The sequence below is a fragment of the Dactylosporangium sp. NPDC006015 genome, from assembly GCF_040614215.1.
Taxonomy (GTDB): Bacteria; Actinomycetota; Actinomycetes; order Mycobacteriales; family Micromonosporaceae; genus Dactylosporangium; species Dactylosporangium maewongense.
On sequence record NZ_JBEXUD010000059.1, the window covers coordinates 50,827 to 76,130 of the forward strand.

At 73.1% G+C, this 25,304-nt stretch carries 22 protein-coding genes; 19 read left to right on the top strand and 3 right to left on the bottom strand.

Translation table 11 applies throughout. The features are described 5' to 3' along the window. Positions 1-114 precede the first annotated feature (114 nt). The 15 genes from pheS (at position 115) to ABZ321_RS51695 (ending at position 20,580) form a co-directional block, all read left to right on the top strand. A complete protein-coding gene (gene pheS / locus ABZ321_RS51625) occupies positions 115-1,236 on the top strand; it encodes a phenylalanine--tRNA ligase subunit alpha (RefSeq protein ID WP_354903774.1) in 1,122 nt (373 codons plus the stop codon). A gap of 1 nt (position 1,237) precedes the next feature. Continuing rightward, positions 1,238-3,736, top strand: coding sequence for a phenylalanine--tRNA ligase subunit beta (pheT, locus tag ABZ321_RS51630; RefSeq protein ID WP_354903775.1), 2,499 nt, complete (start codon positions 1,238-1,240; stop codon positions 3,734-3,736). Positions 3,737-4,148: 412 nt separating this feature from the next. Next, the gene (locus ABZ321_RS51635) at positions 4,149-5,318 is read left to right on the top strand and encodes a nucleotide sugar dehydrogenase (protein ID WP_344503595.1); all 1,170 of its coding nucleotides are present in this window, start codon (positions 4,149-4,151) and stop codon (positions 5,316-5,318) included. Then, entirely contained in the window at positions 5,315-6,157 is an 843-nt protein-coding gene (locus ABZ321_RS51640; RefSeq protein WP_354903777.1) for a glycosyltransferase family 2 protein, read from the top strand. Before ABZ321_RS51635 ends, ABZ321_RS51640 begins: the two co-directional genes overlap by 4 nt. A 9-nt stretch (positions 6,158-6,166) precedes the next feature. Next, the gene (locus ABZ321_RS51645; protein ID WP_344503597.1) at positions 6,167-7,192 is read left to right on the top strand and encodes an NAD-dependent epimerase/dehydratase family protein; all 1,026 of its coding nucleotides are present in this window, start codon (positions 6,167-6,169) and stop codon (positions 7,190-7,192) included. A 91-nt stretch (positions 7,193-7,283) separates the two neighbouring features. After that, a complete protein-coding gene (locus ABZ321_RS51650; RefSeq protein ID WP_354903778.1) occupies positions 7,284-8,504 on the top strand; it encodes a hypothetical protein in 1,221 nt (406 codons plus the stop codon). Positions 8,505-8,606: 102 nt separating this feature from the next. Continuing rightward, positions 8,607-11,324: an AAA family ATPase gene (locus ABZ321_RS51655; RefSeq protein WP_354903779.1), complete on the top strand. Its 2,718-nt coding sequence runs from the start codon at positions 8,607-8,609 to the stop codon at positions 11,322-11,324. 1,097 nt (positions 11,325-12,421) lie between these two features. Continuing rightward, positions 12,422-13,432 (top strand): N-acetyl-gamma-glutamyl-phosphate reductase, encoded by a 1,011-nt coding sequence (gene argC, locus ABZ321_RS51660; RefSeq protein ID WP_344503600.1) that lies wholly within the window; start codon positions 12,422-12,424, stop codon positions 13,430-13,432. Beyond that, positions 13,429-14,604 carry a bifunctional glutamate N-acetyltransferase/amino-acid acetyltransferase ArgJ gene (argJ, locus tag ABZ321_RS51665; RefSeq protein ID WP_344503601.1) on the top strand — a complete coding sequence of 392 codons (1,176 nt, stop codon included), beginning with the start codon at positions 13,429-13,431 and terminating at the stop codon, positions 14,602-14,604. Before argC ends, argJ begins: the two co-directional genes overlap by 4 nt. 82 nt (positions 14,605-14,686) lie before the next feature. Continuing rightward, on the top strand, positions 14,687-15,571 hold the full coding sequence (argB, locus tag ABZ321_RS51670; RefSeq protein WP_344503602.1) for an acetylglutamate kinase: 885 nt from the start codon (positions 14,687-14,689) through the stop codon (positions 15,569-15,571). Then, positions 15,568-16,734, top strand: a complete 1,167-nt coding sequence (locus ABZ321_RS51675; protein ID WP_344503603.1) for an acetylornithine transaminase — start codon at positions 15,568-15,570, stop codon at positions 16,732-16,734. The genes argB and ABZ321_RS51675 overlap by 4 nt, the downstream gene beginning before the upstream one ends. Beyond that, positions 16,734-17,642, top strand: a complete 909-nt coding sequence (argF, locus tag ABZ321_RS51680; protein ID WP_354903781.1) for an ornithine carbamoyltransferase — start codon at positions 16,734-16,736, stop codon at positions 17,640-17,642. Before ABZ321_RS51675 ends, argF begins: the two co-directional genes overlap by 1 nt. A gap of 43 nt (positions 17,643-17,685) precedes the next feature. After that, positions 17,686-18,192: an arginine repressor gene (locus ABZ321_RS51685; RefSeq protein WP_344503606.1), complete on the top strand. Its 507-nt coding sequence runs from the start codon at positions 17,686-17,688 to the stop codon at positions 18,190-18,192. A 29-nt stretch (positions 18,193-18,221) separates the two neighbouring features. Further along, positions 18,222-19,661 (top strand): argininosuccinate lyase, encoded by a 1,440-nt coding sequence (argH, locus tag ABZ321_RS51690; RefSeq protein WP_344503607.1) that lies wholly within the window; start codon positions 18,222-18,224, stop codon positions 19,659-19,661. A gap of 22 nt (positions 19,662-19,683) precedes the next feature. Beyond that, entirely contained in the window at positions 19,684-20,580 is an 897-nt protein-coding gene (locus tag ABZ321_RS51695; protein ID WP_344503608.1) for an NADP-dependent oxidoreductase, read from the top strand. A gap of 23 nt (positions 20,581-20,603) precedes the next feature. Here ABZ321_RS51695 and ABZ321_RS51700 read toward each other — a convergent pair whose 3' ends face one another. Then, on the bottom strand, positions 20,604-20,975 hold the full coding sequence (locus ABZ321_RS51700; RefSeq protein ID WP_344503609.1) for a PH domain-containing protein: 372 nt from the start codon (positions 20,973-20,975) through the stop codon (positions 20,604-20,606). 83 nt (positions 20,976-21,058) lie between these two features. Here ABZ321_RS51700 and ABZ321_RS51705 point away from each other — a divergent pair, with 83 nt between their 5' ends. After that, entirely contained in the window at positions 21,059-21,244 is a 186-nt protein-coding gene (locus tag ABZ321_RS51705; protein WP_344503610.1) for a DUF4236 domain-containing protein, read from the top strand. Positions 21,245-21,333: 89 nt separating this feature from the next. Here ABZ321_RS51705 and ABZ321_RS51710 read toward each other — a convergent pair whose 3' ends face one another. Continuing rightward, positions 21,334-21,816, bottom strand: coding sequence for a hypothetical protein (locus ABZ321_RS51710; RefSeq protein WP_344503663.1), 483 nt, complete (start codon positions 21,814-21,816; stop codon positions 21,334-21,336). Positions 21,817-21,917: 101 nt separating this feature from the next. Here ABZ321_RS51710 and ABZ321_RS51715 point away from each other — a divergent pair, with 101 nt between their 5' ends. From ABZ321_RS51715 to ABZ321_RS51725, 3 genes are read left to right on the top strand one after another with little or no spacing between them, the layout of a single operon-like run. Then, positions 21,918-22,277: a GntR family transcriptional regulator gene (locus ABZ321_RS51715; RefSeq protein WP_344503611.1), complete on the top strand. Its 360-nt coding sequence runs from the start codon at positions 21,918-21,920 to the stop codon at positions 22,275-22,277. After that, positions 22,274-23,149: an ABC transporter ATP-binding protein gene (locus ABZ321_RS51720; RefSeq protein ID WP_344503612.1), complete on the top strand. Its 876-nt coding sequence runs from the start codon at positions 22,274-22,276 to the stop codon at positions 23,147-23,149. The genes ABZ321_RS51715 and ABZ321_RS51720 overlap by 4 nt, the downstream gene beginning before the upstream one ends. Further along, positions 23,146-23,841 (top strand): hypothetical protein, encoded by a 696-nt coding sequence (locus tag ABZ321_RS51725; protein ID WP_354903783.1) that lies wholly within the window; start codon positions 23,146-23,148, stop codon positions 23,839-23,841. Before ABZ321_RS51720 ends, ABZ321_RS51725 begins: the two co-directional genes overlap by 4 nt. Positions 23,842-23,879: 38 nt before the next feature. On the opposite strand, the gene ABZ321_RS51730 is transcribed toward ABZ321_RS51725, so the two are convergent. Beyond that, positions 23,880-25,304, bottom strand: a 1,425-nt coding sequence (locus ABZ321_RS51730; protein ID WP_354903784.1) for a tetratricopeptide repeat protein, incomplete at its 5' end; no start/stop codon positions are given.

Here is a 25,304-nt window from a genome sequence, read left to right on the forward strand (position 1 = left end):
GACGGTGGGCGGACAGGACGTCGCACCTCCTGACACCTTCCCACGGCCGGCGGGCGCCCTTCTCTACACTGTCCGGGGCCTGTAATGGGGCCAACCTCCCGTGGGAAGAGTCCGATGACGTACCGCAATGATCCGTATGACCCGAAGCAGGCGATGCTGCTCGCCCAGGACGCCCTGGACGACGCCGTGGCAAGCGCTGACAAGGCATTCGCCGGCGCGAGCGACCTCGACGCCCTCGCCGCGCTGAAGTCGCAGCACCTCGGCGACCGCGCCCCGATCTCCCTCGCCCGCCGCGAGATCGGCTCGCTGCCACCGGCGGCGAAGGCCGACGCGGGCAAGCGCGTCAACGAGGCCCGCGTCGCGGTGCAGGGGGCGTTCGACGCCCGGCTCGCCGCCCTGACCGCGGAGCGCGAGGAGCGCGTCCTGGTGGAGGAGACGGTCGACGTCACCCTCCCGACCGGCCGCCGCCCCCGCGGCGCCCAGCACCCGCTGACCAAGATCATGGAGCGGGTCGGCGACCTGTTCGTCGGCATGGGCTACGAGATCGCCGAAGGCCCCGAGGCCGAGTGGGAGTGGTACAACTTCGACGCCCTCAACATGCACCCGGACCACCCGGCGCGCTCGATGATGGACACGTTCTTCGTCGCCGCCAGCGGCGCGGGCCCGGACCATGCCAATGACCTGGCCCATGACGTCGCCAAGGACGTCGACTCGCGGATCGTGCTGCGCACGCACACGTCACCCGTGCAGGCGCGGACGATGACGACCAGCAAGCCGCCGATCTACATCGTCTGCCCGGGTCGCGTGTACCGCACCGACGAGCTCGACGCGACCCACACGCCCGTGTTCCACCAGGTCGAGGGCCTCGTGATCGACAAGGGCATCACGATGGCGCACCTGAAGGGCACCCTCGACCACTTCGTCAAGGGACTGTTCGGCCCGGGCACCGAGACCCGCCTGCGGCCGTCCTACTTCCCGTTCGTCGAGCCCGGCGCCGAGATCGACATGTGGTTCCCGCACCACCGCGACGGCGCCCGCTGGGTCGAGTGGGGCGGCTGCGGCATGGTCAACCCGCGGGTGCTGCGCGCCTGCGGCATCGACCCCGACGAGTACTCTGGGTTCGCGTTCGGCATGGGCATCGAGCGGGCGCTGATGTTCCGCAACGCGGCCGCCGACATGCGGGACATGGTTGAGGGCGACGTGCGCTACGCGCGGGCGTTCGGATGGGAGGCCTGAGATGCGCGTACCCCTGTCATGGCTGCGTGAGCACGTCGACCTGCCGGCGGACCTGACCGCCGACGGCCTGGAGAAGGCCCTCGTCAAGGTCGGCCTCGAGGTCGAGGAGATGACCGACGCCGGCGCCTCCGTCGAGGGTCCCCTCGTCGTCGGCCGGGTCGAGTCGATCGAGGAGCTGCAAGGGCTGAAGAAGCCCATCCGGTACTGCCTCGTCGACGTCGGCAACCCCGAGCCGCAGGGCATCATCTGCGGCGCCCGCAACTTCGCCGAGGGCGACCTCGTCGTCGTCGCGCTGCCCGGGGCGGTCCTGCCCGGCGGGTTCGCGATCGCCGCCCGCAAGACGTACGGACACATCTCCAACGGCATGATCTGCTCCGCCCGCGAGCTCGGCGTCTCCGACGAGCACGAGGGCATCATCGTGCTGCCCGCCGGGACCGCGTCACCCGGTGCCGAGGCGCGGCCGGTCGTGGGCCTGGACGACATCGTCGTCGAGGTCAACGTCACCCCGGACCGCGGCTACTGCTTCTCCGTGCGCGGCCTCGCCCGGGAGCTGTCGCACTCGCTCGGCGGCGCGTACCGCGACCCGGTCGCGGCGGTCGTGCCGATCGAGGGTGACGGCACCGACGCGTACCGCATCGACGTGCGTGACAGCGTCGCCTGCGACCGGTTCACCGCCGTCGCGGTCCGCGGGGTCGACCCGGCCGCGCCGACCCCGCAGTGGATGAAGTCCCGCCTCGCCGTCGCCGGCGTCCGGTCCATCTCGCTGCCCGTCGACATCACCAACTACCTGATGCTCGAGACCGGCCAGCCGATGCACGCGTGGGACCTGGAGCGGCTCACCGGCCCCCTCGTCGTGCGGCGCGCCGCCGCGGGGGAGACGCTGACGACGCTCGACGGCGTCAAGCGGACCCTCGACCCGCAGGACATCGTCATCGCCGACGACTCCGGTGTCGTGTCGCTCGCCGCCGTCATGGGCGGCAGCACCACCGAGGTGTCGGCGACGACCGTCGACGTGCTCCTCGAGGCCGCGCACTGGGACCCGCTGTCGGTCGCCCGCACGATCCGCCGGCACAAGCTGCCCAGCGAGGCCGGCAAGCGCTACGAGCGGGGCGTCGACCCGCAGATCACCGCCGCCGCGTGCGCGCGGGCCGCGGCGCTGCTCGCCGAGCACGGCGGCGGCACCGTCGACCAGCGGGTCACCGACGTCTACGCGGTCACGCCGCCGGCGCCGGTCACGATGGCCCTCACCCGGCCGTCGGAGCTCGCCGGCATCGACTACACGTCCGAGCGGGTCGTCGAGGTGCTGACGATGATCGGCGCCTCGGTCGAGGTCGCGGACGGGCGCGCGGTCGTGACCCCGCCGAGCTGGCGGCTCGACCTCGTCGACCCGGCCGACCTGGTCGAGGAGGTGCTGCGCCTCGACGGGTACGACCGGATCCCCAGCGTCCTGCCGATCGCGCCGCCCGGCGCGGGCCTGTCCGTCACGCAGCGCCGCCGCCGCACCGTCGGCCGCGCCCTCGCCGACGCCGGGTTCGTCGAGTCGCTGTGCTACCCGTTCGTCGGCGAGGCAACCCTCGACGCGCTGCGGATCCCGGCCGGCGACCCCCGCCGCGACATGGTGCTGCTGCGCAACCCGCTCTCCGAGGAGGAGCCGGGGATGCGCACGACGCTGCTGCCGCCGCTGCTGGGCGCGCTGCGCCGCAACCTCGGCCGCGGCCTGCGGGACGTCGCGCTGTTCGAGCTCGGCACCGTCTTCCTGCCCGGCGGACCCGTCCAGGTCGCGCCGGCCGCGGGCGTCGACGGGCCGCCGCCGGCCGAGGAGCTGCGGGCCGCGGAGGCGCTGCTGCCGCACCAGCCGTGGCACGTCGCCGCCGTCATCGCCGGCGACGCCGACCCGGCGGGCTGGTGGGGCGCGGGCCGCCCCGCCGACTGGGCCGACGCCGTCGAGGCCGCCCGGATCACCGCCGAGGCGGCCGGGGTCACACTCACCGTCAAGGCCGCTGTGGCTGTCCCGGGAGGAGCCGACGCGGTCGCGCCGTGGCACCCGGGCCGCTGCGCGGCACTGCTCGTCGGCGACACCGTCGTCGGGCACGCCGGCGAGCTGCACCCGGCGGTCTGCGCCGACCTCGACCTGCCCCGCCGCACCGTGGCGATGGAGCTCGACCTCGACGCGCTGCCGCTGCCGGACGTGGCCACCGCGCCGCGGCTGTCGGGCTTCCCGACGGCGCTGCTCGACGTGGCGCTCGTCGTGGACGCCGCGACCCCGACCGGCGACGTGGAGGCCGCGCTCACCGACGGAGCGGGTGCGCTGCTCGAGTCGGTGCGGCTGTTCGACGTGTACGAGAGCGAGCAGCTCGGCGAGGGACGCAAGTCCCTGGCGTACAAGCTGACGTTCCGCGCCCCGGACCGCACGCTCACCGGCGAGGAGGCACTCGCCGCCCGCGACGCCGCCGTCGCCGTGGCTGCCGACCGCTTCGGCGCGACCCTCAGGGGCGCGTGACCGCAGACGCGCAGCGTGACCGTCCGGGCGGCGCGCGACGCGCCTGCCGGAGGTGACCCTCCGCACAGCCGAACACGGGCGGCCGCATCGGACAGATGCGGCCGCCCGAACGGTTGGTCACAACGGTCGAGCCCCCCGCCAGGCGACGGTCAGATATCGGACCGAGCGATATTTCCGCTGGCGGGAAAGCCGGGGGAAAGGTGTGGGGCGGGACGCTTCACCCTGAACGGGTCGGGAGCCGGCAGTGCGGAAGTGGTACCGTCACGGCGCCGAGCCATCCTCCGTCTTGTCACGTGGCGTGAGGTCATCCTGAAGGCTCGGCCCGCGCCAAGCGCCGGCTTCGATCTCGGCTCTCCTGGAGGGGCAGCGCGTGTCAGACGATAGTGCATCGGCAGGTTTCACGACCGACGTCGTGATCATCGGAGGTTGCGGCCGGGTCGGACTGCCGCTCGGCATCGCCATGGCCTCCCGCGGCCTGCAGGTCACCCTGTACGACATCAACGCCGCCGCGGTCGCGGTGGTGAACGACGGACGGCTGCCGTTCGACGAGGAGGGCGCGGCCGAGCCGCTCGCCACCGCCGTCAAGGAGGGCAGGCTCACCGCCAGCACCGACCCGTCGACCGTCGCGTCGGCCGAGCACCTCGTCGTGATCGTCGGCACGCCCGTCGACGAGCACCTCAACCCCAACATCGGCGCGGTCCCCGCGGCGATCGAGCGCTGCGCGGAGTACCTGCGCGACGGTCAGCTCATCGTGCTGCGCAGCACCGTGCACCCCGGCGTCACCGCCCTCACCGAGAAGCTCATCAAGCGCCTCGGCGTGCAGGCCGACGTGGCCTTCTGCCCCGAGCGCATCGCCGAGGGCAAGGCGATGACCGAGCTGTTCGAGCTGCCGCAGATCGTCGCCGCCCGCAACCCCGCGGCGATGGAGCGGGCCGAGAAGCTGTTCCGCAACCTGGCGAGCGACATCGTGCGGCTCGAGCCCGAGGAGGCCGAGCTCGCGAAGCTGTTCACCAACACGTGGCGGTACATCAAGTTCGCCGCCGCCAACCAGTTCTGGATGATGTCCAACGACTTCGGCCTGGACTTCGAGCGGATCCGGCACGCCATCCGCTTCCAGTACCCGCGCGCCAACGACATGCCGGGCGCCGGTTTCGCCGCGGGTCCGTGCCTGCTCAAGGACACGATGCAGCTGGCGGCGTTCACCAACAACACGTTCGTGCTCGGCCACAGCGCCATGCTGATCAACGAGGGCCTGCCGCTGTACGTCGTGTCGAAGCTGCAGGAGCGCTTCGACCTGTCGGAGATGACGGTCGGCATCCTCGGCATGGCGTTCAAGGGCGGCAGCGACGACATCCGCGAGTCCCTGGCCTACAAGCTGCGCAAGGTCGTCATGCTGAAGGCGAAGGAGACCCTCTGCAGCGACCCGTACGTCAAGGACGACCGGTTCGTGTCGCAGGACGAGGTCCTCGCCAAGGCCGACCTGCTGATCATCGCCGCGCCGCACCCCGAGTACCGCGACCTGCAGACCGACATCCCGGTCGCGGACATGTGGGGCATCACCAACAAGGGCGTGCGCGTATGACGCTTACGCCGCAGGTTTCTGTGGTCATTCCCGTGTACAACGAGGGCGAGGCGATCGTGCCCTGCCTCGAACGGATCCTCCGCGCCGTGCTCATGCCGGCCGAGGTCCTCGTCGTGCACGACATGGCGGAGGACACCACCGTGCCCTTCGCGCAGAGCGTCGCCGCCCGCGACCCCCGCGTCCGCACCGTGCTCAACACCTACGGCCGCGGCCCGGCGAACGCGATCCGCTTCGGCATCGACGTCGCCCGCGCCCCGGTCGCCGTCGTCACGATGGCCGACGGCTCCGACGACCCGCGCCAGATCGAGGACCTCGCCCGGCTCGTCGAGCGTGGCGTGGTCGTCGCGGCCGCGTCCCGGTACATGCCCGGCGGGCAGCAGGTCGGCGGCCCCAGGTTCAAGCGGGCGCTGTCCCGCGGCGCCGGCCGGACCCTGTACATGTTCGCCCGCGTCGGCACCCGCGACGCGACCAACAGCTTCAAGGCCTACTCGACGGCGTACGTCCGGCAGGTCGGCATCGAGAGCAAGACCGGGTTCGAGATCGGCATCGAGCTGACCGCGAAGGCGGCGCGGCTGCGGCTGCCCGTCGCGGAGATCCCGACGATCTGGCTCGACCGCCAGCTCGGCGAGTCCCGCTTCGACGTCGGCCGGTTCCTGCCCAGCTACCTGAAGTGGTACCGGTTCGCGTTCGGCCGCAGGCTCACCATGGAACAGCTCGCGAAGCGGCCGGCGTCGTCCGCGGCCCGCGACGACGCGCAGGCGGCCCGCGCGGCGTCCACGGTGGCCCCCGCCGAGGTCCGCGACACCTTTTCCAGCAATCACGAAGCAGTTCAGAACTAAGGAGTGTCTGTGCCAAAGGTCCTGGTCACCGGCTCGGCCGGCTTCATCGGTGGTTATGTCGTCGAGGAGCTGCTGTCCCGCGGCTACCAGGTGGTCGGCCTGGACAACTACTCGAAGTACGGTCCGGTCACCCGTAGCTACGACTCCCACCCCGACTACCGGTTCGTCGAGGGCGACGCGCGCGACGTCGACCTCGTCACGGAGCTGCTCGACGGTTGCGACCACTTCATCGCCGGCGCGGCGATGATCGGTGGCATCTCCTACTTCCACGCCTACGCCTACGACCTGCTCGCCACCAACGAGCGGATCATGGCCTCCTCCTGCGACGCGGCCATCAAGGCGCACCGCGACGGCACCCTCAAGAAGATGACCTACCTGTCGTCGTCGATGGTCTTCGAGTCGACCACGCACTGGCCGTCGAAGGAGGGCGACGAGCGTCTCGTGCCGCCGCCGCTGTCGTCGTACGGCTTCCAGAAGCTCGCCGTCGAGTACTACGCGAAGGCCGCCTGGGACCAGTACAAGCTGCCCTACTCGATCGTCCGGCCGTTCAACTGCGTCGGCGTCGGCGAGGGCCGCGCGCTCGGTGAGGTCGAGGTCCTGTCCGGCAACGTGAAGCTCGCCATGTCGCACGTCGTGCCCGACCTGGTGCAGAAGATCGTGAAGGGCCAGGACCCGCTGCACATCCTCGGCACCGGCGAGCAGGTCCGCCACTACACCTACGGCGGCGACCTGGCCAAGGGCATCATCGCCGTCATGGAGCACGACGACGCCCTCAACCAGGACTTCAACATCTCCACCGCCGAGTCGACCACGGTGCTGGAGCTCGCCGAGGTGATCTGGAAGAAGATCAAGGGCGACAGCGTGCCGTTCAGCGTCGTGTCCGACGACCCGTACGAGTACGACGTGCAGAAGCGCGTCCCGGACGTGTCGAAGGCCAAGGAGGTCCTCGGCTACGAGGCGACCACGTCGCTCGACGAGATGCTCGACGAGGTCATCCCATGGGTGACCCAGGCCGTGGCCGACGGCAAGCTGTAGGTTCCGCTCCCGCTCGGTTTCCGGCGGGCCGGCTGTATTTGAGGCGGGCGCCTCGCACTGCGGTGCGGGGCGCCCGTTCGTTTGACCCGGTGTGAACGCTGTCCGCTGGTCCCTGCCGCTGTTCTTCGCCGCCGGCCTGCTCCGGGGCGGGTTCAACAGCGTCTGGGCCGAGGACGGGCAGGAGTTCCTCACCGACGCGTTGAGCCTGCCCTGGTACGAACCCTTCGCGACGCCCTTCAACGGCTACTTCCACACCGTGGCCCGTGGGTGCTTCGCCGTCATCGCCCTCTTCCCCGTCTCCTGGGCCGCGGCGCTCAACGCCACCTTCGCCGCCGCCCTCACCGCGCTGCTGGCCACCGCCGTGTTCGCCGCCGCCCGGGACCGCCTGGGGGCAGGCGCCGGGGCCGGCGCCTGGGTCGTCGCCGGGGCCGCCGCCGTGCCGGTGGGGTACGTGCCGAACACCCTCGCGCAGCTGCAGTTCCCCCTCGTGTACGCGGGACTGTGGATGCTGCTGTGGTCGCCGTCGCGGACCTTCCCGCGGGTGGTCGCGTACGCCCTGCCGGCGCTGGCCGTGCTCAACTCGATCCTCGGGCTGCTGCTCGTGCCGGTGGCGCTGCTGCGGCTCGGGCTCCGCCGCGACCTGGACGCGCTGCTGCGGGCCGGTGTCCTGCTGCCCGGGGCGGCGCTGCAGCTCGTGCCGCTGCTGGCGGGCGGGTCGCGGCGGGACGTGGGGGAGCGCCCCGACCTGGACCCGGTCTCCGTCGCCGGCACCTACCTGCGCTGGGGCGTGCCGCGCTCGTTCCTCGGCTTCCTCGACGCCTTCGACGACGCATGGCTCTCGCACCGTGCCGTCGTGCTGCTCGGCCTGGCGGTCCCCGCCGCCTGCGCCGCGCTCGCGCTGCTGCGCCGGACCCGGCCGCAGTGGCGGCTCGCGGCGCTCCTGGCCGGGTTCGCCGCGTTCGCGGGCGCGTTCCAGCTCGCCGTGCACGGCGCCCCCGAGGGCCGGTACCTGGTGCTGATCACGCTGCCCAACATCGCCGCGGCCGTCGCCCTGACACTCCCCGGCGATCGTCCGGACGGCCGGTTCGGGGCCGTCCCGTTTGTCGCGTTGGCGACACTCGTGGCGGCGGTGAGCGTCGCCGGTCTGCGACCGGGCGGCTACACCGACGGCCTCCCGCGCTGGGACACCACCGTGTCGTACGCCCGCGCCCAATGCCAAGCGGAGCCCCGTTTGCGGAGGGTGACGGTCCATACCGCACAGTGGCCGGTCCTCGGCTGGGAGGCCGTCCTGCCCTGCGACCGGCTCCGTTGACGGTGTTCAACATCGCGATGCCTGAACGCTCACCCGCGTTGGGCAGCCGTTGCGGCGGCGTGGCGTTCGGGAGAGACTCGGCGTCGTGGTGGAACAGTGGTGGTGAGCACCTGGCCGGTTGTACCGTTCGGCCGCGCCGATCTCCTGGCGCACGCCCGCGAGCGCCTTGCGGGCGGCGGTGGCGTGCTGCTCTACGGCCCCGCGGGCATCGGCAAGTCCACCATCCTCGACGCCATCGCGGGCGCCGAGACCGACGCGCTCGTGCTGCGCGCCGCCGCCGCGGAGGCCGAGGCGGACCTGCCGTACCTGGCGCTCGTCGACCTCTTCGACGGCGCGCCCGACGCCGCCGAGCACCTGCCCGCGCACCTGCGGGCCGCCCTCGACGGCGCCCTGCTGCGCAGCGCCCTGCCCGCGACCCCGCACGACCAGCTCGCCGTGCGCCTCGCCGTGCTCGAGCTCCTGCGCGCCCTCGCCGCCGACCGCACCCTGCTCCTCGTCCTCGACGACGTCCAGTGGATCGACGAGCCGAGCGCCGAGGTCCTCCGGTTCGTCGCCCGCCGGCTCGGCGAGGCACCCGTGCGCATCCTCGCCGCCGAGCGGATCACCGACGGCGACCGCCCCACCCGCCTCGACCTGTGCCCACCGCCGGGCACGACGCTGCTGGTGCCGCCGCTGCCCGAGAGCGACGTCGCCGACCTGCTCCGGGCCAGGTTCGGCGCCGAGGCCGGACGCGCGCACCTGCACCGGATCTACGAGGCCAGCGCCGGCAACCCGCTGTACGCCGTCGAGCTCGGCCGCGCGCTCGGCGTGGCACCGGTGCCGACCACCGACCCCCTGCCCGTGCCCGACCGTCTCCGCTCGCTGCTGGCCGCGCGGCTCGCGGCGCTCCCCGCCCCGGACTGGCCCGCGCTGCTGGTCGTCGCGGCCGCCGCCCGTCCCAGCCTCGCCCTCCTGCAGCGGTGCGGCCTCGCCGAGCACCACCTCGACGCGGCGCTGGCGTCGTCGGTGCTGGATGCCGACGCCGACGGAGCGATCCGGTTCAGCCACCCGCTGCTGCGCGAGATGGTGTACGCCGACGCGACCGCCGCCGCCCGCCGCGAGGCCCACGAACGCCTCGCCGACACCGTCTCCGACCCGGTCGACCGGGCCCGGCACCTCGCCGCCGCCCGCCCCGAACCCGACGAGGCCCTCGCGGAGTGCCTCGCCGACGCGGCGTCCGCGGCGCGCCTCCGCGGTGCCCCGGCCGTCGCCGCCGACCTCGCGGCCCTCGCGGCCGACCGCACGCCGCGCGACACCCCCGGCGTCGGCGCGGTCCGCCGGCTGAGCGCCGCGCAGTACGCGTACGCCGCCGGATCGCCCGCCGCCGCCCGCCGGCACGCGACCGCGGCGCTGCGCGACGCCGCCGACCGCCGCACCCGCATCGGCGCCCGGCTCCTGCTCGTCGAGATGTCCGGCGAAGACCACTCCAACTCCGGCCCGCTGCTGGACGCCGCCTTCGTCGAGGCCGTCGACGCCCCCGACCTGCTCGCCCACGTCCGTCTGTACAAAGGCGTCAAGGCCTACTACGACGGCGACGGCGAAGGAGCCCTCGCCGAGCTCAAGCGCGCCGAGGAGGCCGCCGAGCTGTGCGGTGACATGGAGCGGCTCGTCGAGGTGCTCAGCTGGAAGGGCAACATCCTGCTCGGCACCCAGGGCGACGAATACCTGGAACGCGCCGGCAAGCTCGCCCGCGGGCTCTCCCTGACCCCGGCGACCGTCGCCGCCCGGCAGGTCGCCGCGATGAGCCGCCTCTTCAAGGGCGAGACCGGCGAGGCCGTCCGCCGGATCGAGGCCCTGCGCATCGCCGTCGAACGGGCCGGCACCGTCCGCGACCTCGCCTCCGTCCTCGTGTCCGTCGCCGGCATCTACTGGCGCGCCGGCCGCTGCGCCGACGCCGTCGCCGCCGGCCGCGAGTGCGTCCGCCTCTACGTCGACGTCGAGACCACCCCCGGCCCCGGCTACCTCGTGGCCGCCCTCGCCGAGAGCGGCGGCGGCACCGCCACGGCCGCCGCCGGCTACGCCGAACGCGGCCTCGCGGCCTGCCTCGCCGCCGGCGACGAGGACTGGATCAAGCTCGCCTACGCCGCCTCCGGCCTCGTCCACATGCTGCGCGGCGACCCGGTCGCGGCCGCCGAGGCGCTGCGCGAGGCGTACGCTCTCGACCAGCGCCTCGGCCGTCTCGACCCCGGCATCCTTCCCTGGCACGCCGACTTCATCGAGGCCCTCGTCGGCGCCGGCGCCCGGGCCGAGGCCGCCGAGGTGCTCGACGAGGTGTACAAGCACGCCCGGCACCTGGACCGCACGGTCGTCTTCCTCGGCCTGGCCCGCGCCCGCGCCGTCCTCACCGCCGCCACCGGCGAGGCCCGCGAGGGCGCCGAGGCGCTGCACCAGGCGATCGAGGAGTGGCAGGACCACCCGTACCCGCTGGAGGTCGCACGGGCGTACTACACGCTGGGCGGCCTCGAACGCCGGGCCCACCGCCGCGGCGCCGCCCGGGCCGCCCTCTCCGAGGCCGTCCGCCGCTACGCGGCCGCCGAGGCACACCCCTGGCGCGAGGTCGCCGCCGCCGACCTGGCCCGCCTCGACGGCGGCCGTGGCGCAGGCCTCTCCGAGACCGAACGCCGCATCGTGGAACTCGTCCGCGCCGGCGCCACGAACCGCGAGATCGCCCGCGCCCTCTTCCTGTCGATCAAGGCCGTCGAGGCGAACCTGACCCGCCTGTACCGCCGCCTGAACGTCCGCAACCGCGCCCAACTGGCCCGCGTCCTAGACCCCGAATAGCGCTGCAACTCCCCCACCGCTGCCGCGGCGGGGCCCGGCGGGGATTCTCACCCGCACCCCAATGCGCCGCTGCGCGGCGCACAGCCGCGCGTGCCGCGCTGGCTGGGATCGCGCGTGCGCGCCGCATCCGGTGGCCGGCCGCCGTCGTCGCACCGATCGGGCCGTGCTGGAGCGCGTGGCCAGTCGACTCTGCCGACGCCACCGGGGCACGACGGCCGTGGACCGCTCGACCCGCGTGATCGCTCGACCGGGCAGCGCGGCCTTGGGCGGCTCAACCGGCGGGCGGCTGGACCGGGCTATTCGACGAGCGGGCCTCTCGGCCGGTGGGCTGCTCGGCTGGCGGGCGGCCTCGGGCTGCTCAACCGGCGGGACCGCTCGGACCGCAACACCGCTCGGCTCGACCCTCTGGACGGCGGCCCGGCGGAGGCTGAGCGCCTGCACGGGGTCCTCGGACAGTGGGTCGGCTGCCAGGTCACCAGCGAGGGCCCGGTCATCCCGGCCGACTCGGACACCGGCCGGATCAGCAACCGGTGGGCCGGGCCTCGCCTGGGATCGCCGTCGATGGCTGCCGTCAGGATCGTCCCGGGTCGTGTCATCCGGGCCGCCGGGTCTGGGTTGCGGGTCCGGGCTGGGCAGCCCCAGGCGGGGGCTTGCGGTCCAGTCGAGCCGGTCCAGTCGAGCCGGTCCAGTCGAGCCGGTCCAGTCGAGCCGGTCTGGTGCAGATGGCCGGCTTGCGGGCTCGTTGTTGAGGTGGCCAGTGTCGAATCGTCAGGCGCTCCACGCTCCAGCGTCGACGCGCCACCGGGGGGAGCGTCGGTGAGGGTGCTTCCTGTGTTCGCGCGCGTGAAGGCGGGACGGGTTGTGGTGGTTGGCGGGCTGGGGGCGAAAAGCGGTGGCCGGGTCGGCGAGCGGTTACGGGACCCGTGATGGCCGCTGCGTTCCGGTCTCCAGCATCCTAACTCCATCCACCTAATTGACCTTGGGTGGTGCAGTTGGAGGGCTACGCAGTGTATCAGTTGAAGGGAATGCCGAGGCTGGAGTGACGGGGTCCGCAATCTGCTTGAAACCAACGCATGCATAGAGATACAGTTGGACGCATGGGAATACGAGTCGCTGTTGCGGGGGCTTCAGGGTACGCGGGTGGGGAGTTGCTGCGGCTGATCGCCGGGCATCCGCATCTCGACCTGGGGGTGGCAACCGGGTTTGCGCAGGCAGGGTCGAAGGTTGGAGCGGTGCACCCGCACGTGCGGTCGCTGCGTGATGTCGTCTTGGCGCCGACCGAGGCCGGGGTGCTCGCCGAGTCCGGCGCCGACCTCGTGTTCCTGGCGCTGCCGCACGGGGAGTCCGCGGCGCTCGCGGCGCAGCTGCCGGCGTCGGTGAAGGTGGTCGACATCGGCGCGGACTTCCGGCTCGCGGCGGCCACCGACTGGACGAAGTACTACCCCGGTGACCACGCCGGGACGTGGACGTACGGTCTGCCGGAGCTGCCCGGGCAGCGGGAGAGGATCGCGGCGTCCAGCCGGGTCGCCAACACCGGCTGCTACGCGGTGTCGGTGGTCCTCGCGCTCGCGCCGCTGATCGCCGCGGGTGTCGCCGACCCCGAGGACGTCGTGGTGGTCGCGGCGTCGGGGACGTCGGGGGCGGGCCGGTCCGCGAAGGTGCACCTGCTGGCGTCCGAGGTGATGGGGTCGCTGTCGCCGTACAAGGTGGGGGCGCACCAGCACGTGCCGGAGATCAAGCAGGCGACCGGGGCGACGTCGCTGTCGATGACGCCGGTCCTGGCGCCGATGCCGCGGGGCATCCTGGCGACGGTGACGGCGAAGGCGAAGACCGCCGCGGACCCCGCCGAGGTGCTCCGGCAGGCGTACGACGGCGAACAGTTCGTCCAGGTGCTGCCGGAAGGGCAGTGGCCGCACACGGCGTCGACGTTCGGGAGCAACGCCGCGCACCTGCAGGCGACCGTGGACGTCGACAGCGGCAGGATCATCGTGGTCTCGGCGATCGACAACCTCGTCAAGGGTGCCGCGGGCCAGGCCGTACAGAATGCGAATCTGATGCTCGGGCTGCCTGAGGGTGCCGGGCTCACCGCCGATGGGATCGCGCCATGAGTGTCACCGCACCGAAGGGTTTCCGGGCCGCCGGGGTCGCCGCCGGCATCAAGGCCACCGCCGGAGCGCTGGACGTGGCGCTCGTCGTCAACGATGGGCCGGACTGGACGGCGGCGGCCGTGTTCACCGGCAACAGGATCAAAGCGGCGCCGGTGCTGTGGAGCCAGCAGGTCCTGCGGGCCGGCATCGTGCGGGCCGTCATCCTCAACTCCGGCGGCGCCAACGCGTGCACCGGGCCGTCGGGCTTCCAGGACACGCACGCGACCGCCGAGCACACCGCGGCCGTGCTGTCGGGGCGGGCGTCGCGGTTCCCGGTCGGGGCCGGTGACGTCGCGGTCTGCTCGACCGGCCTGATCGGTGAGCGGCTGCCGTTGAAGAAGCTGCTGTCGGGTGTCGACGCGGCCGCCCGCGGGCTGGCCCGCGACGGCGGGGCGGACGCCGCGAAGGCCATCATGACGACCGACACCGTGCCGAAGACGGCCGCCCGCAACGGGCAGGGGTTCACCGTCGGCGGGATGGCCAAGGGCGCCGGCATGCTCGCGCCGGGGCTCGCCACGATGCTGGTGGTGCTGACCACCGACGCCGTGGCCGACGCGGACGTGCTCGACGCGGCCCTCAGAGCCGCGACCAGGGTCTCGTTCGACCGGATCGACTCCGACGGCTGCATGTCGACCAACGACACGGTGCTGCTGATGGCCAGCGGCGCCGCCGGGATCCAGCCGACCCAGGAGGAGCTGGCCGAGGCGGTCACCGCCGTCTGCAAGGACCTCGCCGAGCAGCTGGTCGCCGACGCGGAGGGCGCGACGAAGGAGATCGCGATCGAGGTCACCGGCGCGGCGAGCGAGGACGACGCGGTCGAGGTCGGCCGGTCGATCGCCCGCAACAACCTGGTGAAGACCGCGTTCTTCGGCAACGACCCCAACTGGGGCCGGATCCTGGCCGCGATCGGCACCACGGAGGCCGCGTTCGAGGCCGACGAGGTCGACGTCGCCATCAACGGCGTGTGGATCTGCAAGGGCGGGGCGGCCGGCGAGGACCGCTCCAAGGTCGACCTCAGCGCCCGCGAGGTCACGGTCACCGTCGACCTGCACGCGGGTGCGGCGGCGGCCACGGTACTGACCAACGACCTGTCCATGGGCTACGTGCACGAGAACTCGGCGTACTCGTCGTGACGGCGAACGCGAACGTCGTGACGGCGAAGGCGAACGTCGTGACGGCGAAGGCGAACGTCGTGACGGCGAAGGCGAACGCAGCATGAACGGGCGGAACCTCGGCATCGCGCTGGGCAAGGCGAACACCCTCATCGAGGCGCTGCCCTGGCTGGAGCGGTTCTCCGGCTCGACCGTCGTCGTCAAGTACGGCGGCAACGCCATGCTCGACAACGAGCTGAAGCGCGCGTTCGCCGCCGACATGGTGTTCCTGCGCCACGTCGGCATCAAGCCGGTCGTCGTGCACGGCGGCGGCCCGCAGATCTCGGCGATGCTCAAACGGCTCGGCATCGCCAGCGAGTTCAAGGGCGGCCTGCGCGTCACCACCCCCGAGACCGCCGACGTGGTCCGGATGGTGCTCGTCGGGCAGGTCGGCCGGGAGCTCGTGGGTCTGATCAACGAGCACGGCCCGCACGCCGTCGGCATGTCCGGCGAGGACGCGGGCCTGTTCACCGCGGTGCGCCGGCCCGCGATCGTCGACGGCTCGCCGGTCGACATCGGCCAGGTCGGCGACGTCGAGCACGTCAACGTCGGCGCCGTCGCCGACCTCATCGCCGCCGGGCGGATCCCGGTCGTGTCGACGGTCGCGCCCGACGCCGACGGGGTGCTGCACAACCTCAACGCCGACACCGCCGCCGGGGCGCTCGCCATCGCCCTCAAGGCCCGCAAGCTCGTGGTGCTCACCGACGTGGAGGGCCTCTACGCCCGCTACCCGGACCCGGAGTCGCTGATCTCGCAGCTGACCGCGGACGAGCTCACCGAGCTGCTGCCGACGCTCGAGTCGGGGATGGTGCCGAAGATGGAGGCGTGCCTGCGCGCCGTCAAGGGCGGCGTGCCCGCCGCGCACGTCGTCGACGGCAGGGTGCCCCACTCCCTGCTGCTGGAAGTCTTCACATCGGAAGGGTTCGGGACCATGGTGGTGAGCTCATGACGCTGGTGCAGCGGTTCGAGGCGTCGGTGATGAACACGTACGGGCCGCCGTCGCTGGGACTCGTCAGCGGCAGCGGGTCCGTCGTCGTCGACGAGGCCGGACGGTCCTATGTGGACCTGCTCGGCGGGATCGCGGTCAACCTGCTCGGCCACGCCCACCCCGCGGTCGTCGCCGCCGTGACGCAGCAGATCGCCACGCTCGGCCACGTGTCCAACCTGTTCGCGTCGCCGCCGGTCGTCGCCCTCGCCGAGCGGCTCCTGGACCTCGGCGGCCGACCGGGCGCGGTGTTCTTCGGCAACTCCGGCGCCGAGGCCAACGAGGCCGCGTTCAAGCTGTCCCGCCGCACCGGCCGCACGAAGATCGTGGCCGCGCAGGCCGGCTTCCACGGCCGCACCATGGGCGCGCTCGCGCTCACCGGGCAGCCCGCGAAGCAGGAGCCGTTCCGCCCGCTGCCCGGCGAGGTCGTGCACGTCCCGTACGGTGACGTCGCCGCGCTCGAGGCGGCCGTCGACGGCGACACGGCGATGGTGCTGCTCGAGCCGATCCAGGGCGAGTCCGGGGTCGTGGTCCCGCCCGCCGGCTACCTCACCGCCGCGCGGGAGGTCACCGCCCGGCACGGCGCGCTGCTCGCCCTCGACGAGGTGCAGACCGGCATCGGCCGGACCGGGCACTGGTTCGCCCACCAGGCCGAGGGTGTGCGCCCCGACGTCGTCACCCTCGCCAAGGGCCTCGGCGGCGGGCTGCCGCTCGGCGCGATGATCGCGTTCGACGGCGCCGCCACCCTGCTCGGCCCCGGCCAGCACGCCTCCACGTTCGGCGGCAACCCGGTCTGCTGCGCCGCCGCCCTCGCGGTCCTCGACACCATCGAGTCCGAGCACCTCCTCGAGCACGTCAAGCAGCTCAGCGAGCGCATCCGCCGCGGCGTCGAGGCCATCGACAGCCCGCTCGTCAGGGAGGTCCGCGGGGCGGGGCTGCTGCTCGGCATCGTCCTCAACGGGCCGGCCGCCGGCGCGCTCGCCGCCGTGCTGCGCGACGCCGGGTTCCTCGCCCAGGCGGCGCAGCCGGACGTGCTGCGCATCGCGCCGCCGCTCATCCTCACCGACGAGCAGGCCGACGCGTTCCTCGCCGCGCTCGGCCCGGCCCTGGACGCGGTGCGGGCCTGATGCCTCGTCATCTGCTCAGGGACGACGACCTGACCGCGGCCGAGCAGGGGGAGATCCTCGACCTGGCCGCGGCGATGAAGGCCGACCGGCACGGGTTCAAGCCCTTCGCCGGTCCGCGGTCCGTCGCCGTCATCTTCGAGAAGCAGTCGCTGCGGACGCGGGTCTCGTTCGAGGTCGGCATCGCCGAGCTCGGCGGCACCCCGCTCATCATCGACGCGGTCAGCACCCACTTCGGCCGGGGTGAGGAGATCGGCGACGCGGCGAAGGTCCTGTCGCGGTACGTGTCGGCGATCGTCATCCGGTCCAATGTGGACGCGCGCGTGGCGGAGCTGGCCGAGCACGCGACGGTGCCGGTCGTCAACGCGCTCACCGACGGTTTCCACCCGTGTCAGCTGCTCGCGGATCTTCTGACGGTACGGGAGCGCCTCGGCTCGACGGAGGGCCGGACCCTCACGTACCTCGGCGACACCGCGAACAACATGGCCAACTCCTACGCGCTCGCCGGGGTCACCGCCGGCATGCGGGTGCGCCTGAGCGGCCCGGCCGGCTTCGAGCCCGACGCGTCCATTGTGGACGCCGCGCGCCGGCGGGGCGGCGTCGAATGGGTGCCGGACCCTGCGGAGGCCGTGAAGGACGCGGACGTCGTCGTCACGGACACGTGGACGTCGATGGGTCAGGAGGGCGACGGGCTCGACCGGATCACGCCCTTCCGCCCCTACCAGGTGAACGCGGAGCTCCTCGCGAACGCCCATGCCAACGCTATCGTGCTGCACTGCCTGCCCGCGCACCGTGGCGACGAAATCACCTCCGAGGTGATGGACGGCCCGCAGAGCGCGATCTGGGATGAGGCCGAGAACCGGTTGCACGCCCAGAAGGCGTTGCTGGCCTGGCTGCTGGACCATTCGTGAGCGGCGCGGAGGGCGACCGCCGCGGCGCGGCCGGGGCGACGTCATGAGCGTTCCCGTCTCGAAGGCCGCGCGGCACGACCGGATCGCGTCGCTGATCCGCGGGTCGGCGGTGCGGTCGCAGACGGAGCTGGCGGAGCTGCTGGCCGCGGACGGGATCCAGGTGACGCAGGCGACGCTGTCGCGGGACCTCGAGGAGCTGCGGGCCGTCAAGGTCCGCGGCGAGTACCTCATCCCCGAGGACGGCGAGCGGGCGCTGCGCCCGGCGGAGGAGGCCCCGACCCGGCTGATCCGGCTGCTGCGGGAGCTGCTCACCGGCGCCGACAGCTCCGGCAACCTCGTCGTCCTGCGCACCCCGCCGGGCGCCGCGCAGTTCCTCGCCAGCGCCATCGACCGCACCGGGCTGCCCGACATCGTCGGCACCATCGCCGGCGACGACACCATCATGGTCGTCGCCCGGCAGGGGCCCGACCCGCTCGGACAGCCGACCGCCGGAGAGCTGCTCGCGGCGAAACTCACCGAATGGGCCCATCTCGACGGCCCGTCGAAATAACGCGATCTTGCACATGGAAGGATCGTCGCGTGGCAACTTCGTCTTCTGAGTCCCCGACCCGTCTCTGGGGCGGCCGGTTCGCGGGCGGGCCCGCCGAGGCCCTCGCCCGGCTGTCGGTGAGCGTGCAGTTCGACTGGCGGCTGGCGCCCTACGACCTGGCCGGGTCGCGGGCGCACGCGCGGGTTCTCGCCCGGGCCGGGCTGCTCGACGCCGACGAGCTCGGCCGGATGCTCGCCGCGCTCGACGACCTGGAGTCGGCGTGCGCCGCCGGCGAGTTCCGGCCCACGGTCGACGACGAGGACGTGCACACCGCCCTCGAGCGGGGTCTGCTGGAGCGCCTCGGCGCGCTCGGCGGGAAGCTGCGCGCCGGCCGGTCCCGCAACGACCAGGTCGCCACCGACCTGCGGCTGTACCTGCGTGACCACGCCCGCGGCGTCGCCGCCCGGATCGTGGAGCTCGCCGACGCGCTCGTCGAGCAGGCCGCCCGGCACGTCGACACGCCCGCGCCCGGGTTCACGCACCTCCAGCCGGCGCAGCCGATCGCGTTCGGCCACCAGCTGCTCGCGCACGTGCAGTCGCTGCTGCGCGACCTCGACCGGCTCCGCGACTGGGACGCGCGCGCCTCGGTCAGCCCGCTCGGCGCCGGCGCCCTCGCCGGGTCGTCGCTGCCGCTGGACCCGACGCAGGTGGCGAAGGAGCTCGGGTTCGCCAGCGCCGCGGCCAACTCGATCGACGCCGTCTCCGACCGGGACTTCGTCGCGGAGTTCCTGTTCGTCGCGGCCCTCACCGGCGTGCACCTGTCGCGGCTCGGTGAGGAGGTCGTGCTGTGGACGACCCCCGCGTTCGGCTGGGTGCAGCTCGACGACGCGTTCGCGACCGGGTCGTCGATCATGCCGCAGAAGAAGAACCCCGACATCGCCGAGCTCGCCCGCGGCAAGTCCGGCCGGCTCATCGGCGGCCTCACCGGCGTCCTGGCGATGCTCAAGGGCCTGCCGCTGGCGTACGACCGGGACCTGCAGGAGGACAAGGAGCCGGTGTTCGACGCGGTCGACACCCTGGAGCTGGTCCTGCCCGCGATGGCCGGGATGGTCTCCACGATGACGGTCCGGGTCGACCGGCTCGCCGAGCAGGCGCCGGTCGGCTACACCCTGGCCACCGAGGTCGCCGAGTGGCTCGTCCGGCAGGGCGTGGCGTTCCGCGACGCGCACGAGATCACGGGCAAGCTCGTCGTGCTCGCCGCGGCCCGCGACATCGGCCTCGACGAGGTCTCCGACGAGGACCTGCAGGCAGTCAGCCCGCACCTGACGCCCGCGGTCCGCGAGGTGTTCTCCGTCCCCGGCGCCCTGGCGGCGCGCACCACGCCCGGGTCGACGGGCCCCGGGCCGGTCGCCGACCAGCTCGCGGTCGCCGGTGGCAAGCTCGACAGTTGGCGGTCCTGGGCGGCGGAGACGGTGCTACCGTCCGAATGATGCGGGTGACACAGTGCGACGGGTGACGCAGAACGTGCTCGGCGACGCGTCGGTGCTGCGCGTCACCGAGGCCGACGTCCCGCACCCCGGCCCGACCGAGATCCTGGTCGAGATGCACGCCGCCGGCGTCAACCCGGTCGACTGGAAGGTCCGCTCCGGCGGCGGCTTCCTCGGCACCCCGCCGTTCACCGTCGGCTGGGAGCTGTCCGGGGTCGTCGCCGCGACCGGCACCGGCGTCACCAGGTTCGCCGTCGGCGACGAGGTGTTCGGCATGCCCCGCTTCCCCGGGGAGGCGGCCGCCTACGCCGAGTACGTCACCGGGCCCGCCCGGCAGTTCGCGCTGAAACCGCTCAACCTCAGCCACGAGCAGGCCGGCGGGCTCGCGCTCGCCGGCCTCACCGCCTGGCAGGTCCTCGTCGAGACGGCCGGTGTCCTCGAAGGGCAGCGGGTGCTGGTCCCGGCCGCGGCCGGCGGCGTCGGCCACCTCGCCGTGCAGATCGCGAAGGCCCGCGGCGCGTACGTGATCGGCACCGCGTCGGCACCCAAGCACGACTTCGTGCGGTCCCTCGGCGCCGACGAGGTCCTGGACCACCAGCCCGGCGACCTGGCCGGCGTGAAGGACATCGACGTGGCCGTCGCCACGATCGCGGGGCAGATCCCGGAGCTGGTGGCGACCCTCGGGCCGGAAGGGGCGCTCGTCGCCCTCAACGGCGCAGACGAGGCCGCCGCGATCGAGGCGGGCGGTGTGTTCCTGCTCGCCGAGCCCGACCGCGCCGGCCTCGAGCACCTCACGGCGCTCGTGCTCGACGGCCGGCTCACCGTCCACGTCGACCGGGTCTTCCCGCTCGACCAGGTCGTCCGCGCGCACGAGTACGGCGAGCTCGGCCACACGACCGGCAAGGTGGTCCTGACGCCGTAAGTCGGCCGCAAGCCGGCCGTGGGTCAGTGGGACACGGCGTAGTGCAGGATCACGTTGTGGATGTGCTGGGTCTTCTCGACCCCGCGGACCTCGATCTCGTACGTGTGGGCGCCGACGTGGACGGCGATGTTGCCGCTGCTGAAGAAGTTGCCCGCCCACGACTTGTTGCTCACGATCGAGACGGCGGTCACCTTCTGGTAGGGGATCGACGTGAGCGCGAGCCGCTTGCCGACGAACGAGCGGTCCTGCAGGATCACGCGTCGGTCGGTCAGGCCGATGAACCCGGTGCCGATGCCGACGGCGTCGTAGACGGCGATGATGGTCTCGCCGGGCAGCAGACCGGACTGGATCTGCTCGAACTGTTCACGGCGGTCGTACTTCACCTGTTGGGCCATGTGTCCAACGTAGACCGACCCCTCAACCCGGCCGGTGGCGCGCATGGGTCATCCTTGACGGCACATCACGTCGAGGAGGACCCGTGCCGATCCTGTTCCGTAAGGCGATGCGTTTCGGCCCGCTGGTGCTGAACTTCACCCCGAAGGGCCTGTCCTCGTGGGGGTTGAAGATCGGCAAGTGGTCGTGGAACTCGAAGACCAGGGCGCACCGCTACGACCTGCCCGGCCCGTTCTCGTGGCGCAGCCGCGGCCGCCGCAGCGGCAGCTGAAGCCCTGGCGCAGCCGAAGCCGCAGCTGAGAAGCCGAAAGCTGAGGCTGAGCGGCCGCAGTTGAAGAAGCCCGCGGAGGCCGAAACCGCCTACCGGTCGCCGCGGGAGGACGACCCGTTGCTGAACACGCGCACCGGGACGTTCACCGTGCCCGGGTCGACGCTCCACTGTGCCGCGACCCGGTGCACGTCGCCGTCGTCGACGAGCTGACCGAAGGACCGCTCCAGGTCCGACGCCTCGCCGATCTCGTCGATCTCGCCGTCGGTGGCGGCGAACGACCGGAGCAGATCCCCCGACCGGGCGCGCTGCCACCGGTACACCTGCAGCCCTCGATGTGACGAGAAGAACTGCACCTCGGTCTCCAGGGCCGCGCTGAGCCCCGTCACGTCCGGCCGGTCCTTCATGAGCGCCATGCCCAGGACCAGGACCCACCCGTCGACCGGGGGCGTCACGATCAGGCGGTCGTCGGTGAAGTACGCCAGGTCGACGCCGGCCCGCCAGCCGGTCTCGCCGAGCTCGGTGAGCCCGAGCGCCGCCGCCGGGTCCCGGTCGCGCACGGCCAGCCACGCCATCTTCTGCACGCTTCGACGCTACCCCGCGACGCGGGGCTTGACGCGGCGGCGGCGAGGTTGCATGGTTAGTTACATGAGTAATGAACCGACGAACCAAGCCGATGGATGAAGGTCGGCCGATCTTCCTGCAGATCGCAGAGCAGATCGAGACGTCGATCGTCGACGGTTCGCTGCCCGAGGAGGCGCAGGTCCCGTCGACCAACGAGCTCGCGGCGTTTCACCGGATCAACCCCGCCACCGCCGCCAAGGGCGTCAACCAGCTGGTGGACGACGGCGTGCTCTACAAGAAGCGAGGCATCGGCATGTTCGTCTCCACGGGCGCGCGGGCCAGGCTCCGGCAGCGCCGCAAGGAGCAGTTCAGCGAGTTGTACCTGCAGCCGCTGCTGGCCGAGGCGGCGAAGCTCGGCATCCACGCCGACGAGCTCAAGACGATGATCGACCGCCACGAGGAGCAGCGATGACCACCACCCCCGTCGTGTCGGTGCAGGGCGTCTCGAAGCGGTTCGGCTCCGTCGCCGCGGTCGACGACGTCAGCTTCGACCTGCGCCGCAACGGCATCTACGGCCTGCTCGGCCGCAACGGCGCCGGCAAGACCACCCTCATGCAGCTGCTCACCGGCCAGCAGTTCGCCACCGGCGGCACGATCCGCGTCCTCGGCGCCGACCCGGTCGAGAACAGTCAGGTGCTGCGGCAGGTCAGCTTCGTCAAGGAGAGCCAGCGCTACCCGGACACGTTCAAGGTGCGGCACGTCCTGCTCGCCGGCCGGCTGCTGTTCCCCGAGTGGGACGAGGCGTTCGCCCGATCGCTCGTCGCCGACTTCCAGCTGCCCGTCGGCCGGCTGGTGAAGAAGCTGTCCCGCGGCATGCTGTCCGCGCTCGGCGTCACCGTCGGGCTCGCGTCCCGGGCGCCGCTGACGTTCTTCGACGAGCCCTACCTGGGCCTGGACGCCGTGTCGCGCCAGCTGTTCTACGACCGGCTGCTCGCCGACTACGCCGAGCACCCGCGGACCGTCGTGCTCTCCACCCATCTCATCGACGAGGTCGGCGACCTCATCGAGCACGTGCTGCTCATCGAGCGCGGCCGGATCGTCCTGGACGAGGCCGCCGACGCGCTGCGCGGGCAGGTCGTCACCGTCACCGGCCCGGCGCCGGCCGTCGACCGGCTCACCGTGAACACCGACGAGCTGCACCGCGAGCAGCTCGGGCCGCTCACCCGGGCCACCGTCCGGGGCGCCGTCCCAGCCGGCGCGGCCCGGGAGGCCGGCGTCCAGCTGGAACCCGTCTCGCTGCAGCAGCTCGTCGTCCGCATCACCGCACGGAAGGCCGCCTCATGAACCGCGTCTTCGCCATCGTCCGCATGCAGGCCGCGGGCCGCCGCGACGGCCTCGTCTGGCCCCTGGTCATCCTCGGCATCGCGTTCGCCGTCAACCTGGTGCTGTTCGGCTCGATGGGCGACGAGATGGGCGACCGTCCCGTGACCGGCGGCCTGGCCAGCGTCTACATCACCGCGCTCGTGTTCGGGGCGGTCGCGATGGCGCAGCAGTTCCCGTTCGCGCTCGGGATGAGCGTGACCCGGCGCGAGTTCGGCGCCGCGATCGGCCTGTTCACCCTCGCGCAGACCGTCATCTACGCCGTGCTCCTCGTCGTCCTCCAGGCGGTCGAGGCCGCCACCGGCGGGTGGGGCCTGCGGATGCGGTTCTTCGGCATCGGCCCCCTCGACACCTACGGCGTGCCGGCCCAGCTGCTCATCTACGGCGTGCCGCTGCTGCTGATGAGCCTCATCGGGATCGCGCTCGGCGCCGTGTACGTGCGCTGGCGCACCAACGGCGTCTTCGGCGCGATCACCGCCGTCATGGTCGTCCTCGGGCTCACCGCCGCCCTCATCACCAGGACGGGCAGGTGGCCGGCGGTCGGCGACTGGTTCCTCGACCAGAGCGCGCTGTCCCTGTTCGCCGGCTGGCCCTCGCTCGCCGTCGTGCTGCTGACCGCGCTGTCCTGGACCGCGCTGCGCAAGGCGACCGCCTGACCCGCGCGCCGGTGTCATGCCCCCGTCATGCCCCCCCGTCATGCCCCTGCCGCGGGATCCAGCGTGCTGAGGATCGACAGGCCGCGGCGGCGGTGCTCGGCGGCGGTCACCGGGTCGGCGGCGTCGTCGTGGGCGTCGGCGAGGTGGGCCAGGACCGCGGCCTCGCCGGAGCGGTCGCCGAGCTCCAGGTACGCCCGCAGCGCGTGCCCGTAGCAGGCGATCGCCTGGCGGGGGTCGCCGAGCCGGTGGTGGGCGTGGCCGACGGCGTCCCAGGCGCCCGCCTCGCCGTGCCGGTCGTCGAGCTCGATCGTCTCGGTGAGCGCCTCCCGGCAGCGCTGCAGGGCCTGCCGGTGCTCGCCGAGGTGGCCGTGGATCCAGCCGGTGGCGTTGAGGGCGCGGGCCCGCCAGATCCGGTCGCCGAGCCGGTCGAAGCGGCGCAGCGCCTCCTCGGTCAGGGTCAGCGCCTGCGGGTACCGGCGCAGGCGCAGCGCCAGCCCGCCCAGGTGGTAGCCGGCCCGGGCCAGCCCCGCCGTGTCACCGGCCTGCTCATGCACCCACATCGCGGCGCCCAGGTGGTGCTCGGCGTCCTCGTAGCGGCCGATCCGGGCGTACGTGCGACCCAGCGCGCACGCGGTGTCACCCAGGCCCGCGTGGTCCACAGCCGGCGACCGGCCCCGCAGCTGGGCCCGCAGCGCGGTCTCGTGGACGGCGGCGAGGTCGTGCCACCGCCCGCGCCAGTCGAGGAACGTCGTGACCGCGGCCGCGAGCCGCCACGTGTGCCCGTCGAAGCCGGCGTCGGCGGCGAGGCGCACAGCCGCGAGCAGCGGGTCGCGTTCCGCGTCGAACCAGGCCAGGGCCTCGCCGCGGGTCCGGGGCCGGGGCACGGTCGTGCCGGGCTGCGGGTCGCCGAGGCGCCGCGGGCCGCGGGCCGGGTCGAGCAGGCGGGCCGCCGCGTCGGCGGTGTGCAGGTAATGGTCCAGCAGCCGGTGTACGGCCAGCCGGTGGCCCGGCGCCGCGTCGTGGACGGCGGCCTGCTCGGCGGCGTACGCCCGCAGCAGGTCGTGCAGGCAGTGCCGGCCGGGCGTGTCCTGGAAGACGAGGTTGGCGCGCACCAGCTCCGCCAGGGGGACCCGGGCCGCGTCCGCCGGGACGCCGGCGAGGCTGGCGATCGCGCCGGCGCCGAGGTCCGTGCCGGGGGCGAGGCTCATCCGGCGCAGCAGCTCCGCGGCCGCCGGTCGCAGCGCCCGGTAGGACCAGGAGAACACCGCCCGCGGGTCGGACACCGGGTCGTCGCCGGCGATCGCGTCCAGCGTGCCGGACGGCGTGCCGGCGGCGCGCAGCGACGCCGCCAGGTCCGCCAGGGGCAGCTCCGGCCGGGTCGCGGCCCGCCCGGCGGCGACGGCGAGCGCCAGGGGCAGCCGCGCGCAGCGGGCCACGATCTCGGCGACCGCCGCGGGCTCGGC